At 60.0% G+C, this 13,774-nt stretch carries 13 protein-coding genes; 5 read left to right on the forward strand and 8 right to left on the reverse strand.

Going from position 1 to position 13,774, the window contains the following annotated elements; all coding sequences use genetic code 11:
• Window positions 1-273 precede the first annotated feature (273 nt).
• From KUV41_RS09835 to gloB, 6 genes are all read right to left on the reverse strand, one after another.
• Complete coding sequence (locus tag KUV41_RS09835) at window positions 274-1,875, reverse strand: ABC transporter ATP-binding protein (protein WP_222485882.1); 1,602 nt, start codon at window positions 1,873-1,875, stop codon at window positions 274-276.
• Window positions 1,872-2,936 carry an ABC transporter permease gene (locus KUV41_RS09840; RefSeq protein ID WP_409995523.1) on the reverse strand — a complete coding sequence of 355 codons (1,065 nt, stop codon included), beginning with the start codon at window positions 2,934-2,936 and terminating at the stop codon, window positions 1,872-1,874. The genes KUV41_RS09835 and KUV41_RS09840 overlap by 4 nt, the downstream gene beginning before the upstream one ends.
• A 2-nt stretch (window positions 2,937-2,938) precedes the next feature.
• Window positions 2,939-4,012: a microcin C ABC transporter permease YejB gene (locus tag KUV41_RS09845; RefSeq protein WP_222485884.1), complete on the reverse strand. Its 1,074-nt coding sequence runs from the start codon at window positions 4,010-4,012 to the stop codon at window positions 2,939-2,941.
• A 144-nt stretch (window positions 4,013-4,156) separates the two neighbouring features.
• Window positions 4,157-5,983, reverse strand: a complete 1,827-nt coding sequence (locus tag KUV41_RS09850) for an extracellular solute-binding protein (RefSeq protein ID WP_222485886.1) — start codon at window positions 5,981-5,983, stop codon at window positions 4,157-4,159.
• Window positions 5,984-6,028: 45 nt separating this feature from the next.
• Complete coding sequence (locus KUV41_RS09855) at window positions 6,029-7,237, reverse strand: transglycosylase SLT domain-containing protein (protein ID WP_222485888.1); 1,209 nt, start codon at window positions 7,235-7,237, stop codon at window positions 6,029-6,031.
• A gap of 83 nt (window positions 7,238-7,320) precedes the next feature.
• Window positions 7,321-8,103, reverse strand: a complete 783-nt coding sequence (gene gloB / locus KUV41_RS09860; RefSeq protein WP_222485890.1) for a hydroxyacylglutathione hydrolase — start codon at window positions 8,101-8,103, stop codon at window positions 7,321-7,323.
• A gap of 178 nt (window positions 8,104-8,281) precedes the next feature.
• Here gloB and KUV41_RS09865 point away from each other — a divergent pair, with 178 nt between their 5' ends.
• From KUV41_RS09865 to nudC, 4 genes are read left to right on the forward strand one after another with little or no spacing between them, the layout of a single operon-like run.
• Window positions 8,282-9,058: a class I SAM-dependent methyltransferase gene (locus tag KUV41_RS09865; protein ID WP_261395995.1), complete on the forward strand. Its 777-nt coding sequence runs from the start codon at window positions 8,282-8,284 to the stop codon at window positions 9,056-9,058.
• A gap of 6 nt (window positions 9,059-9,064) precedes the next feature.
• A complete protein-coding gene (gene rnhA, locus KUV41_RS09870; RefSeq protein WP_206938954.1) occupies window positions 9,065-9,526 on the forward strand; it encodes a ribonuclease HI in 462 nt (153 codons plus the stop codon).
• Window positions 9,527-9,565: 39 nt separating this feature from the next.
• Complete coding sequence (gene dnaQ / locus KUV41_RS09875; RefSeq protein ID WP_222485892.1) at window positions 9,566-10,342, forward strand: DNA polymerase III subunit epsilon; 777 nt, start codon at window positions 9,566-9,568, stop codon at window positions 10,340-10,342.
• Window positions 10,342-11,121, forward strand: a complete 780-nt coding sequence (gene nudC / locus KUV41_RS09880; RefSeq protein WP_222485894.1) for an NAD(+) diphosphatase — start codon at window positions 10,342-10,344, stop codon at window positions 11,119-11,121. The genes dnaQ and nudC overlap by 1 nt, the downstream gene beginning before the upstream one ends.
• Window positions 11,122-11,280: 159 nt before the next feature.
• Here nudC and KUV41_RS09885 read toward each other — a convergent pair whose 3' ends face one another.
• On the reverse strand, window positions 11,281-11,586 hold the full coding sequence (locus KUV41_RS09885) for an SCP2 sterol-binding domain-containing protein (RefSeq protein ID WP_222163780.1): 306 nt from the start codon (window positions 11,584-11,586) through the stop codon (window positions 11,281-11,283).
• A gap of 157 nt (window positions 11,587-11,743) precedes the next feature.
• Here KUV41_RS09885 and sohB point away from each other — a divergent pair, with 157 nt between their 5' ends.
• Window positions 11,744-12,769: a protease SohB gene (gene sohB / locus KUV41_RS09890; RefSeq protein ID WP_222485895.1), complete on the forward strand. Its 1,026-nt coding sequence runs from the start codon at window positions 11,744-11,746 to the stop codon at window positions 12,767-12,769.
• A 151-nt stretch (window positions 12,770-12,920) separates the two neighbouring features.
• On the opposite strand, the gene KUV41_RS09895 is transcribed toward sohB, so the two are convergent.
• A complete protein-coding gene (locus KUV41_RS09895) occupies window positions 12,921-13,250 on the reverse strand; it encodes an ArsR/SmtB family transcription factor (protein ID WP_206938942.1) in 330 nt (109 codons plus the stop codon).
• Between the last annotated feature and the right edge of the window lie 524 nt (window positions 13,251-13,774).

Raw genomic sequence — 13,774 nt, forward strand, 5'->3', positions numbered from 1 at the left:
GCTTTTTTACGCTTCTAGCTTTTTATACCGTTATCTTGTTTCGTGGCAGCAAACGTAACGGAGCTTTTCCCTTCAAACGTTGGCAAGTCGACCGTTACAGCAAGCGATGATGCTGCGGTCTATCCCAGGATGGAGCAGGGCACTACGCTATCACCGTTGAACGGCCCCCGTGGGGTGGTACGGCGACATCATGGCAAGCGAGTGCCGGCCGTCATTGACGCTCGTTACCGTCCGTTACTGACGTTCGTTACCGTCGGCCGTTCCTGACGCTCGTTACTTAGGGTCGTCACCCGTTGAGAGTCCGGCGGCGTCCACCAGGGCACGAGTATAGGCACTGCTCGGGCGGGAGAGAATGTCGGCACAAGGGCCTTCTTCGACCACCTTTCCCTCCTTGAGTACCATGACGCGATGCGCCATGGCTCGCACTACTGCCAGGTCATGACTGATGAACAGGTAGCTCAAGCCATGTCGCTCCTGAAGTTGTCGCAACAGATCAATCAATTGCTTCTGAACGGTTCGGTCCAGCGCCGACGTGGGTTCATCCAGCACTATCAAACGAGGCTCCAGGATGATGGCTCTGGCCACGGCAATACGCTGGCGCTGGCCTCCCGAGAATTCATGGGGGTAACGTCGCGCTACGTCTTGCGGCAGTTCGACCTCCCGTAGCGTTCGGCGAACCCGCTCGGCAACTTCTGTCGGGGAAAGCTCGGGGTGATGGTAGCGCAGCCCCTCACTGACGATGTCGGCCACCGGCATGCGGGGTGACAGGGAACCATAGGGGTCCTGAAACACCATCTGCAGCTGGCGACGCTGCTTGCGCAGGGCGTTGCCGCTCAGCTGATCAAGCCGCTGGTCATCGAACTGGATGGACCCGCTACTGCGGGTAAGCCTTAGCAGGGCGCTCGCCAGAGTGGTCTTGCCCGAACCCGACTCGCCAACGATGCCCAGGGTTTCACCCTCGGCAATTTCGAGGTCCAGCGGCGCTACCGCCTGAAATCCTGGCCGCGCCCGTTGCAGCAGCCGCCGCGGGCGCTCGAAGGTAACGCTGAGCCCTTCTGCACGCATCAGCAGGCTGGCATCTGCTGCGGTGGGGGCAGGCTGTCCCTCGGGCTCTGCCTCCAGCAGTTCTCTTGCATGTTGGCTACGGGGAGCGCTGAAGACCTCGTCGACATCGCCGGTTTCCTGGGCCACGCCTCGGTGCATGACACAGACGCGATCGGCATGGCGTTTCACCAGATTCAAGTCATGGGTAATGAACAGCATGCCCATGCCATGGCGATCGCGAAGCTCAGCCAACAGTGTAAGGACATCCTGCTGCACGGTGACATCCAGCGCCGTGGTAGGCTCATCGGCAATCAACAGCTGTGGCTCGTTGGCGATGGCCATGGCGATCATCACCCGTTGGCGCTGCCCCCCGGAGAGTTGATGGGGCCAGGCGTCGAGTAGCTCTTCCGCACGGGGCAGCTGTACCTGTTCGAGTAGTTGATGACAGCGAGCACGTGCCGCACGTCCCTTGATGCCCTGGTGCAATCTCAAGGTTTCGGCCAGCTGGCGACCAATCGTGTGCAGCGGATTGAGTGACGTCATCGGCTCCTGGAAGACGAAGCCGACTCTGTTGCCTAGCAGGCCTTGCCATTGCGCCCGTGTAAGCCCGCTGAGATCGGCCTGCTCAAGGAAGCGCCCCCCAGAGACGCTGGCATTATCGGAGAGCAGATTGAAGGCGCCGAGTGCGCTGACCGACTTGCCTGAGCCAGACTCCCCGACCAGCGCCAGGGTTTCCCCGCGCCTGACCTCCAGGGACAGCTCATTGACGACATTATGTCCGTCGAAGTCGATGCTGAGGCGATCGAGGGTCAGTAGCGTATCGCTGCTCATGTCTCGCTTCCTTGGGCTGTTCCGCTGCTTGTCGAAGAGGGCACGTGGCGGGGATCGAAGGCATCACGGATGCCCTCACCGATAAACACCAGCAATGACAGCATGATGGCGAGCGTCAGAAAGGCGGTAATGCCAAGCCAGGGAGCCTGGAGATTGTTCTTACCTTGCGCGACCAGCTCGCCCAGGGAAGGGGAGCCCGGTGGCAAGCCAAAGCCCAGGAAATCCAGTGCTGTCAGGGTGGTGATGGCACCGGTGAACAGGAATGGGATGAAGGTCAGGGTGGCGACCATGGCATTGGGCAGGACATGCCGCCACATGATCAGATGCGACGGTAGCCCCATGGCCTTTGCCGCCCTGACATATTCGAGATTGCGCGCACGCAGGAATTCCGCTCGCACGATATCCACCAGGCCGAGCCACGAGAACAGCAGCATGATCCCCAGCAGCCACCACAGGTTCGGTTCGACCAGGCTCGCCAGGATGATCAACAGGAACAGTACGGGCAGCCCAGACCAGATTTCGGTCAGGCGTTGGCCTACCAGGTCGACCTTGCCTCCAAAGTAGCCCTGCACCCCGCCTGCCAGCACGCCTAGCACCAGGGAGCCCAAGGTCAGCACCAGGGCAAAGATGACCGATAGGCGGAAGCCATAGATGACGCGAGCCAGCACGTCCCGCCCCTGGTCATCGGTGCCTAGCCAGTGGCGGGCATCGGGCGGCGAGGGGGCTGGGTGGGTCAGCGCCATATCCAGGGTGTCATAGGAGTAGGGGATGGGGGCCCACAGGATCCAGCCGTCCGCCTCGATGGCGTCCCGGGTAAACGCATCGCGATAGTCGGCGGGGGTAGGCAGGAAGCCACCAAAGGCAGTGTCGGGGTAATCCACGGCCAACGGGAAATACCATTCCTGCTGGTACTTCACCAGCAACGGCTTGTCATTGGCTACCAACTCCGCGCCAAGGCTCAGGACGAACAGCAATCCAAAGACCCACAGCGACCACCAGGCGCGGCGCTGGTGACGAAATACGCTGAGTCGGCGTCGGGTGATGGGGGATAGCGTCGGCACGGTCAGGACTCCCGAGTGTCGAAGTCGATGCGAGGGTCCACCCAGACATAGGTCAGGTCGGACACCAGCTTTAACAGGAGGCCTATCAGGGTATACAGATACAAGGTGCCGAAGATGACCGGGTAGTCACGTTGCATCACGGCCTCAAAGCCGAGCAGCCCCAGGCCGTTCAAGGAAAAGATCACCTCGATCAGCAGCGAGCCGGTGAAGAAGATGCCAATCAGGGCGGCAGGCATGCCGGCGATGATGATCAGCATGGCGTTACGAAAGACGTGACCGTACAGCACCCTGCGGTCCCCAGCTCCCTTGGCTCTGGCCGTCAGCACGTACTGCCGATGAATCTCATCGAGAAAGCTGTTCTTGGTCAACATGGTCAGGGTGGCAAAGCTGCCGATGGCCGAGGCGCTGACCGGCAGGATAATGTGCCAGAGATAGTCCTTTACCTTGTCCCAGGTTCCCAGCTCCGCGAAATCCGGTGAGGTCAGCCCGCGCAGCGGGAAGACATCGAAGTAGCTGCCGCCCGCGAACAGCACGATCAACAGGATGGCGAACAGGAACCCCGGAATGGCATATCCCACGATGACCAGCCCCGATGTCCAGACATCGAAGGCGGAGCCGTGTTTCAGCGCCTTGCGTACCCCCAGGGGGATGGAAATGAGATAGACCAGCAGCGTCGTCCACAGACCGAGCGATATCGACACCGGCAGACGCTCCAGCATCAGTGTGGTGACCGCTTCGCCGCGGAAGAAGCTCTCGCCGAAGTCGAAGGTGGCGTAGTCCACCATCATGTCGAAGAAGCGCTCATGGGCGGGCTTGTCGAAGCCGAACTGCTGTTCGAGTTGAGCAATGAACTGCTCGGGCACCCCGCGGCTACCGCGTGACTCTCCGCTGGTCAGTGTCTCGCCACCTCCGCCTTGCAGACGTGTGCTGGCCTCGCTGGAGAAGCCCTCGAAACGGGCCAGAATTTGATCGATGGGGCCGCCGGGGGCGGCCTGAACGATCATGAAATTGAGCAGCATGATCCCCAGCAGGGTGGGAATCATCAACAACAGTCGGCGCAGTATGTAGGCACCCACGGCACTTCCTTGCAGAACAGGTTCTCGTCATGCTGCCACGGTGATGCGTTGAGCGTCACTCAGCAACTCGCCCGAATCAACGTCAGCGCCCCCTTTATGCCGCCTTCATGCTGGGCTTCCAGCGGACGGTATCTCGCCAGCCCTTCAGCGGCTGCGTTGGCGGGCCTCGACGGCCTCTTCGCGCTCGCCATCGACCCACCAGGCGCTGAGATCGAGCGTGTACTCGGGAAAGGGCTCCTGCCAGGCGAACTTGTCCCACAGCGCGATACGGTGTGCGGCCAGGTGAAACTGCGGAACCACATAGAACCCCCAGCGCAACACCCGGTCGAGGGCATGCGCGGCCGTATCCAGTGCCTCGCGCGATTCCGCGGCGATAAGACGATCCACGAGGGCATCGATGACCGGATCCTTCAATCCGATGAGGTTGCGACTCTGGGGGCGGTCTGCGTACTCGCTTCCCCAGAACTCGCGCTGTTCATTGCCGGGACTCAGGGACTGTGGATAGCTGCCCACCACCATGTCGAAATCGAAGTTGCGTAGGCGGTTGAGGTACTGATTGACATCCACCGTGCGAATGTTGCCCTGGATGCCCAGCCTTGCAAGATTGCGCAGCAACGGCTGAGCAATGCGCTCGAACTGGGTGCTGTAGAGCAGGATTTCGATGTTGAGAGGTTCCCCGGTCTGCGCATTGATCATCGTGCCATCTCGGGCTTCGAAGCCGGCTTCGGTCAACAGCTGAAGGGCATGAGCGAGACGTGGGCGTAAGGCCTCGGGTTGCTCCATGGGCAATGGCTGGGTGAAGACCTGCTCGGGTAGCTGGTCACGAAAGGGCTCCAGCAAGGCAAGCTCCTGGGCGGAAGGCAGGCCACTGGCTTCCATCTCGGAATTCTCGAAGTAGCTGTCGGTGCGCTCGTATGCCCCATAGAACAGATTCTGATTCAGCCATGGAAAGTCGAAGCCCATGGTGATGGCCTCGCGCACGCGCACGTCCTGAAACTTGTCCTTGCGCAGATTCATCACGTAGGCCTGCATGCCCGCTGGCTGGCCATCGTGCACCTGCAGCTGTTTGACAAACCCTTCCTTGAGCGCAGGAAACTCGTAGGCGGTCGCCCAGTTGCTGGCGGAGTTCTCCAGTCGAAAGTCGAGGTTACCGGCCTTGAAGGCTTCCAGCGCCACCGTCTGGTCGCGATAGTAGTCAAACACCAGTCGCTGGATATTGTGGCGGCCCACGTTGACCGGAACCTGCCACCCCCAGTAGTCATCGACCCGCTCATAGACGATTCGGCGGCCAGGATCTACCTCGGCGATACGATAGGGCCCCGATCCCAGTAAGGCGTCGCGGGTGACGGCCTCGAAATCACGGTCTTGCCAGAAGTGCTCAGGCAGGATCGGCATCTGCCCCAGGATCAGCGGCAGCTCTCGACTCTCGCTGTCTCCAAGTTCAAAGCGGATAGTATCGCGATCAACCGCGGTCACGCTGGTAACGTCGCTGTAGTAGGCGCGATAGAACGGCTGTCCCTGGGTGGTCAGCGTCTGGAAACTGAAGACAACATCGTCGGCATCAACCGGTTCACCGTCATGAAAACGCGCTTCCGGGCGCAAGTCGAATTCGACCCAGCGCCGATCCGGATCGAGCCTGATGCCTTCGGCCAGCAGCCCATACATGGTGAAAGGTTCACCAGGGTTCGACTCCAGCAGGGTGTCATATATCTGGGTAAGCCCCGAGGCGGGAGTGCCGCGCACGATAAAGGGATTGGTCGAGTCGAAGCTGCCCTGAGCAGCACGAACCAGGCTGCCTCCATGGGGAGCATCGGGGTTGGCATGGGGCAGGTGGTCAAAGTCAGCCGGCAGTGCCGGCTCACCGAACAGAGGTAGGGCATGCACCGTGGGAACGGTTGATACGTCTGCGGCCGCACAATGTCCGGCCAGCAGCACGCTCGCGAGGCTCACGCCAATCGCCACCTGTCGCATCGCGCTGAAATCCTTGTCCTGAGGGACGCCAGAATGGCGTCCGCCTTATCTTCCGGAAAGTGTCAGTTGCTGGCCCGGTTGTAAAGCCTGCGGATTATCGATGCCATTCCATTGGGCAAGGTCACGAGGTGACACAGAGTAGAGCATGGCGATGCGCGTGAGGGTCTCGCCGCTCTCGACCACATGGGTGTCTGCCGAGTCTGCGCTGGCCACCTGAACATCGTTGATGTTGGTGAGGGCGCTGCGCAGGGTCGCTGCGCTCTCGGCAGGGACCAGAATTTGACGGGTGTGGCGAGGATTGACGTTGCGTGACTTCAGCCCAGGGTTCAGCTCGGCCAGCTCGCTTGTGGTCACGCCGGCGAGGGCGGCGGCCTTGCTGAGCGAGATGGGAGCTGTCACCGAGACCTTGGCGAAGGCCGCGGAGCCGCTGATGTCAGGTAACGTCACGCCGTAGCGCTCGGGGTTATCGATGATACGAGAAATCGCAATCAGCTTGGGAACGTAGGCCATCGTTTCGGCGGGAAGATTGAGGTCCCAGTAGTCTCCGGCCAGGCCTCTTGCCTGCGCGGCGCGGCGGGCATTGTTGACCGTGCCAGCGCCAGCGTTGTAGGCAGCCAGAGACAGCATCAGATCGCCTTCGTACCACTGATCGGCCTGCATCTCGATGTAGTCCAGGGCGGCGCGAGTCGATGCCACGACGTCGTTGCGGCCATCCCAGGCACCGTTGCGCTTCAGCCCCAGCGCGTCGCCTGTACGCGGCATGATTTGCCACAGTCCAGCGGCGCCAAAGTGGCTGCGTGCCTTGGGATCAAAGGAGCTTTCCACGAACGGGATCAAGGCGATCTCGCCGGGGAGGCCGCGGGATTCCACCTGTTGGGTGATCCAGGCTAGCCACGGACGGGCGCGTTCGGTGATCTCGGCAACGTTGTGGGGACTTTTCTGGTAGTAGTCGATCCACTCCTGCACACGCGCATTGACGGCCACATCGTTCCACTGAAAATCTCCGCGCAGGCTGGTCCAGGCATCCTGCGGTTCCAGTTCCAGCGCGTCCCAGAAGTGGGTGGTCAAATGCTGGTGCGCCGCAGCGCCGCCCTGGGCGGCCGCAGTGCTGCCGGGGCCGCTGTTATAGGGCAGTGCTCCACCGGGTGGGAGCGGTGAGGCTTGCGAGGTATAGGCACCGGCCATCAACGAGCCAAGGAGCGCCAGACTACTGGCCGCACCAAGAAGTCGTCTACGGGTCGTGTGAAATGTCATGCGTAAGAGTTCTCCCGGTTCATGAAAGGGTTCACGAACCTGTCATGGGGCGATGTACATGGAACGCCTAGTTGATGGCGACCTTAGAAGTCATCCTTCCAGGCTCTCAACGTGGCAAAGGTGGCGTCCGTGCTGTCGGTCGACCCATGAGCTGATGCAGCGCGCTTGACATCCTCATCATCGCAACGAAGGAAAGGATTGATACGGCGCTCACGTTCCATCGTTGTTGGCAGCGTGGGTCGGTCCAGTTCACGTGCTTTCTGACAGTCGGTCAGGGCACGGGCAACCTCGGGGTTGCCTGGATTGGCCGCCTGCGCAAAGGCAAGGTTGGCCAGGGTGTATTCGTGGGCCGAGAATACCAGGGTTTCGGCTGGTAGCGTATTCAGCCGCTCGAGGGAGCGCAGCATCTGTTCGGGGGATCCTTCGAACAATCTGCCACAGCCACCGCTGAACAAGGTGTCTCCACAAAACAGCAGAGAGGGGATGCCAGCGGTGAAGAAAGCGATGTGGTCGAGGGTGTGCCCTGGAACCGCCATCACCTCGAACAGGCGCCCCATCACGCGTAGTTCATCACCATCACCGACGATCTCGGTAATGCCCTCGACCGTGGGAGCGTCCGAGTCTGACGCTCTGGGTCCGACCACACTCGGTGAGTAGCGCTCGACCAGTTCGGCGATGCCGCCTGTATGGTCATGGTGGTGATGGGTCACCAGGATGCATCCCAGCGTCAGGTTTTCCCGTTCGAGCAGCTGAATGACGGGCTCGGCGTCGCCTGGATCGACCACGCAGACCTCTTGACTCGAATCCTGGCGCAGTAGCCAGATATAGTTGTCGCTAAAGGCAGGAATCGGTGTCACGCTTAGCATGGTCGTCAGGTTCCTTCGAAAGCCGCAGAGTCGATAGCCACTGGATTTAATGCCGCAGGCGCACACGTCTAGTTAGCTTGCAGGCGCTCTGCTAGTGGCGACAGGCGGCAGCTGATGTCTTCAGTAAACTTCGCTTTTCGCCCTGCAAAATCAGACACTTTGGAGGCACGAGTCCACTATGTCAAATGCGTCGGAGCCGATGGAGCTCGCGCGCCTGATACGGCACGCTCGACGCTACTGGTCCAGTGACAGTGGTCAAGCTGTCCGCCGTTGCGAGAGGGCCTGTCTGGGTCCTCTGGCGGAGCGCTGGTGCGGCCAGCATGGCCTCGAGCTATCTCTGGCCGAACCTTTGGTCGACATGACCGCCGTGCGTCACTGGATACGATGGTCTCCGACCAGGGAGTTGGCGGAAAGTTCCAGCACGCTGATATGCCTGCCCGAGCGCCTCCCGCTACCCGATGGGGCCGTTGATCTAGTAGTGCTCAATCATCTACTCGAGGTCGTGGCCCATCCTCATCAATTGCTGCAGGAGGCCGTGCGTGTATTGGCGCCGCAGGGCAGGCTGGTGCTGCTCGGGTGGTCTCCCTTGTCGGTGTCCGGGCTGATGAGGCTCAGCCCACGGCAGCGACGCCATCTGCCAGGTCAGGGACACTGGCGAACACCGGGTACGCTCAGGGACTGGCTGGAGTTTGTCGATGTCGAGATCGACCGGTTAGACTACTGCCGCTTTCGTCTGCCGGGGTTGTCCGGGCGCAACACCATGCTGGAAACCCTGGGTCGGCGCTATAACCTGCCGATGGGCGACTGCTACATCATTCAGGCGCGCTGTCGCTCTCAGTTGGCGTGCACACAAGGACGGCGGCCGCTGTTTGGCCTGCAGGTCGGTGGTGCTCACCTGGGTACCACCTGTCTGGAGCCTAGCGTCCGACAACATCAGAAGCAGAAAAAAGGGTGAAATGCGTTGACCACACCGGACTCACTCCCTGTCGTCACTATTTATACGGACGGAGGGTGTCGAGGTAACCCAGGGCCAGGAGGGTGGGGCGCGCTGCTCGAGAGTGGCGACCATCGCAAGGAGCTCAAGGGCGCCGAGCATGACACCACCAATAATCGAATGGAGCTGACCGCCGCGATACGCGCCCTCGGCGTGTTGAAGCGGGAATGCCGAGTCGCGCTGTGGACAGACTCAGAATACCTGCGCAAGGGCATTACCGAGTGGATTCACGGGTGGATCAAGCGTGGCTGGAAGACAGCTGCCAAGCAACCGGTCAAGAATGCTGATCTCTGGCGCGAGCTCTACGCCCAAACCCAGCGTCATCAGATCGAGTGGCACTGGGTCAAGGGGCACAGCGGCCACCCAGGCAATGAAGCTGCCGACAGGCTGGTCAACGAAGCCATCGACGACTTGTTGAGCGGCGCCTGACCCCACAGGCGCTGGCGTTACCACATTCAGGAAATCCCCATGCGACAGATAGTGCTGGATACTGAGACCACCGGTATCGAGACCCGCGATGGTCACCGAATGATTGAGATCGGTGCGGTGGAGATGATCAATCGTCGCCTCACCGGTAACACCTATCATCAGTACATCAATCCAGAACGTGATATCGATGCTGAAGCCATCGGGATTCACGGTATCACCAATGAGCGAGTCGCCAACGAGCCGGTCTTCGCCGACGTGGCAGCCGAGTTCTGGGACTTCATACGGGGGGCTGAATTGGTTATCCATAACGCACCCTTCGACGTGGGCTTCATCGATCATGAATTCTCGCTGCTGAAGGCGACTCGGCCCGATCTCTATCCTGGTCCGGTCAGGCAGCATTGCGGCGTGCTGGATACCCTTATGATGGCGCGGGAGCTGCATCCCGGCCAACGCAACAGCCTGGATGCGCTGTGCAAGCGCTATGACATCGACAACGGTCACCGGGTGCTTCACGGCGCCTTGCTTGACGCTGAGATTCTGGCCGACGTCTATCTAGCAATGACGGGCGGCCAGACCGCGCTGACGCTGGATGCCGGAGATGACAAGGATCAGCAGGCGGCAGTTCCGGGTGAGTTGTCAGTGCGCCGCTTGTCACTGGATGCAGGGCGGCTGACGGTGATTCGTCCCGATGAGGATGAGCAGCAGGCGCACCTGGCGAAGCTCGACGCCGTGAGGTCCAAGGCGGGCCAGTGTCATTGGGATCACTTGGCACCGGAGTATGCTGGCCTAGGTCAGCCCAAGGAGGAGAGTCACTGATGCTACGTCGGGAGCTGCCGCAGGGAATAGCGCGCGGCCGAGTGATCAGGCTGTCGGAAGGACGCATCGCCCCTGGCGTCGACGATACGCCACTGGGGCTGGTTCAGGACTGGGACGACCAGGTGCAACCCCTTTGCTGGTGGAACGACGACCCGATTGGACTGCGTCTGGAATCCGAGCCAGGGGATGACTGGATCGACGGCCGTGGATGGTTGGCTCAGTTACCCGAATCATGGTTCGCCCTCGTGTCGACCGCGCTTCAGGTGGGGGCCTGGATGGCCAACCACCGCTACTGCGGGCGCTGCGGCCAGGCCGCCACGCGGCTCGAGCACGAATTTGCGATGCACTGCTACCATTGCGGTCATCGCAACTATCCTCGTATTTCACCGTGTATCATTACCCTGGTGACCCATGGTGAGTCGCTGCTGCTGGCTCGCAGTCCCAGGTTTCCCCCTGGGCGATATTCCACTCTGGCGGGATTCATCGAGCCCGGCGAATCTGCCGAGCAGGCCGTGCATCGTGAAGTGCATGAAGAGGTCGGTATCTCGTTGGGACGGCTACGTTACATTCGCAGTCAGGCGTGGCCATTTCCGCATTCTTTGATGCTTGGCTATCTAGTGGAAGCCTCGACCCGAAGAATCCGGATTGATGGCCATGAAATTCAGGATGCCGCCTGGTTTACACCGCGCACACTACCCCAGCTTCCCCCTCTCTACTCGATTTCCCGCGAACTGATAGAGCTGCACCTGGCTGAGGTGCGCGACGGCCGGGGTGGTTAGGGCCTGAGCCACTTGGCGGATGAACTCATTGAGGGGTGAACGGCTTGAGAAATGAACGGCTTTAGGGATGAGCTGTGTAAGCGCCTGTCAGTCCAGGTCGGCGTCGAAGAACGACAGTCGCGCAGAGCGGCCAGCAGCTTGTCTGCTGGCCGCGGGCTATCAGCTCGGGAACAGGTCGGTAAGCCGTGTCGCCAGCATGATGTTGCCGGTTGCCTTTAGTTTACCGGTCATGAAGGCCGTCATGCCGTTGATGTTGCCTTGCATGATTCCCTTGAGCGTCTCACTGCTCATGCTCAGGCTGACAGAAGGGTCGTCATGCTCGCCTTGCTGGATATCCAGCGCGCCATCATCGATGACCACGTAGTAGTCTTCGACATCGCTGAAATGGAACTGGAAGACTTCGTTCATGCCCTTGGCAGCATCCGGGTTGAAGCGAGAGCGCAGGGACTCGAGGGTGGTTGACATGTTGCATCCTGGGGTCTGGGAATCTGTACGGAAGCGTATTTCAAACGGATGTTTTAATCAAGGTCGAGATTGTCGTTGCCGAGCATGCTGGTGGTTGTAAAGCATGATTCTGTCTGTTCGGCCTCGTCTCACGTTATAAGTGTCGCAGGAGGATGTCATGGAAGAGTGGTTGGGTGAATTGGTGACGTTTTTTGTTCAGTTGCTGCTGGTCGCGCTGGTTGTCATGGGAGCGATTGCGCTTGGATCACGCGGCCAGAGGAGCGAAGGGCGAGAGCAGCTGCAGATTGTCGACTTGGGCCAGCGCCAGCGCCGGCTGCGGGCGAGGCTTGTTCAGGCCATGTCGCCCAAGCGCCGCCGGGGGCTCTGGCCCTTCAAGACGTCATCGGACGAGACGAAAGAGGCAGGCCAAGGTGACGATAGCAGGTCTACTGCCTGGGTCCTGGACTTTCACGGTAATCTCAAGGCCAGTGGGGTCGACCGCCTGGCCAGGGAGGTCTCACTGCTGATCGATACTGCCCGTGAGGGGGATGATGTCATCGTTCGTATCGAGAGCCCTGGCGGAGTGGTCCATGCCTACGGGCAAGCTGCTGCAGAGCTGGACAGGCTCAATGCTGCGGGTCTCAATACCACGGTATGTGTCGACAAGGTGGCCGCCAGTGGCGGGTATCTGATGGCCTGCAACGCCAAGCGCATTATCGTGGCACCTTTCGCCGTCATCGGTTCCATTGGTGTCGTGGCACAGGTTCCTAACGTCCATCGACTGTTGAAGCGCCATGACATCGACGTCGAGCTGTTTACCGCCGGTCGCTACAAAAGAACGGTGACGGTGTTAGGCGAAAATACCGATGAGGGACGAGACAAGCTTCAGCAGGATCTCGAGAATATTCACGAGAGGTTCAAGTCCTACGTAGCTGAGCGTCGTACCCATGTGGATATTGAAGCCGTATCCACTGGCGAGGTCTGGTATGGCGAGGAAGCCGTGGCGAAGGGGTTGGCAGATGAAGTGGCGACCAGCGAAGCCTATCTCGCTCAGGTGATGTCCGAACGGCGGGTCTTTAGCGTCAAGCTGTCGTCAGTGCCGACGCTAGCTCAGCGGCTAGGCTTTTCCTCTTCTGCTGTGGTGGACAAGGCCCTTGATAGAGTAGAAGAGCGCCTGGACGCATCCCGCTGGGAGCATCGTTAAAGGGTATTGCTGGAAGGAGACGAGTAACACCCGCCTGCACAAGGCTTGAGTTTTTCGCCACGCTCTGCGTGACAGCGTTGGTCCTCAAGCCTTGTAGCGATACTCAAGACGGTTGGCATCCTGCCTTTTGTCCGTCTCGATCTGACGGCCATCAATCGTCATTGGCGGCGTTCATCTTGACGATCGCGGCGATCATGATGCTCGCACTTTCACCATTGAGTGAGTAGTAGATGGTCTGAGAGGAGCGCCGCGTAGTGACCAGTTCCGCGCGCCTTAAAATGGCCAGATGTTGCGATAGGGCGGATTGGCTGAGGCTAAGTCGTTGATTAAGCTCCGTGACGGAGAGTTCGTGTCCTTCCAGCAGGCAGAGAATTCGTAACCGGTTGTCGTTGGCAATCGCCTTGAGCAGGCCGCTGGCCCTATCGACCACGGCGTCTCCTCCCTCAAGCAGACGACCGGCAACACGTTGTTGGCTGTTCATCAGCACTCTCCACTGCAATGGTGACTGATCATATCGACACCCGGCGCTGGCTTGCGGTCCAGCAGGTTCTGGACGGGTGGGGCGTTGCAAGAGGTTGCAGTGTTTCGCATAAATGTCTTGTCACCCTGATTAAGTGAGCGCGGATGATCAGCGTTGCCATCCCGCTCCCGCTTGGGGCTGCAACACAAGCCCATAGACGTTTTCGCTGTATGCCTGGGGTGCTCTGAACCTAGGTTGCTTCAGGCCTGGGTTGCTCCAGGCTTATGTCGCTCCAGGACGGCTCGCCTTTCAGTGCGTCAGTGATTAAGAAACTCCTCAATTATAGCGCATTGTAGGAGTAAACGCGTCTTAAACGCTTGTTTGTGACCGCTACAGCAGAATTAGCAAATTATTGTCTCGTTAAGTAACCATAGCCTTCGTGTTGTTACCGATATTGACTAAAGAGAATCGATTCGCAACGGGCGCTAACAGACGCTGTTTCATCGTCGTGTGGTGGGGGCGCAGGCGGCCTCCAGGCTGGCTGC

This window comes from Halomonas sp. DP8Y7-1 (assembly GCF_019801685.1).
GTDB classification, from domain to species: Bacteria; Pseudomonadota; Gammaproteobacteria; order Pseudomonadales; family Halomonadaceae; genus Halomonas; species Halomonas litopenaei_A.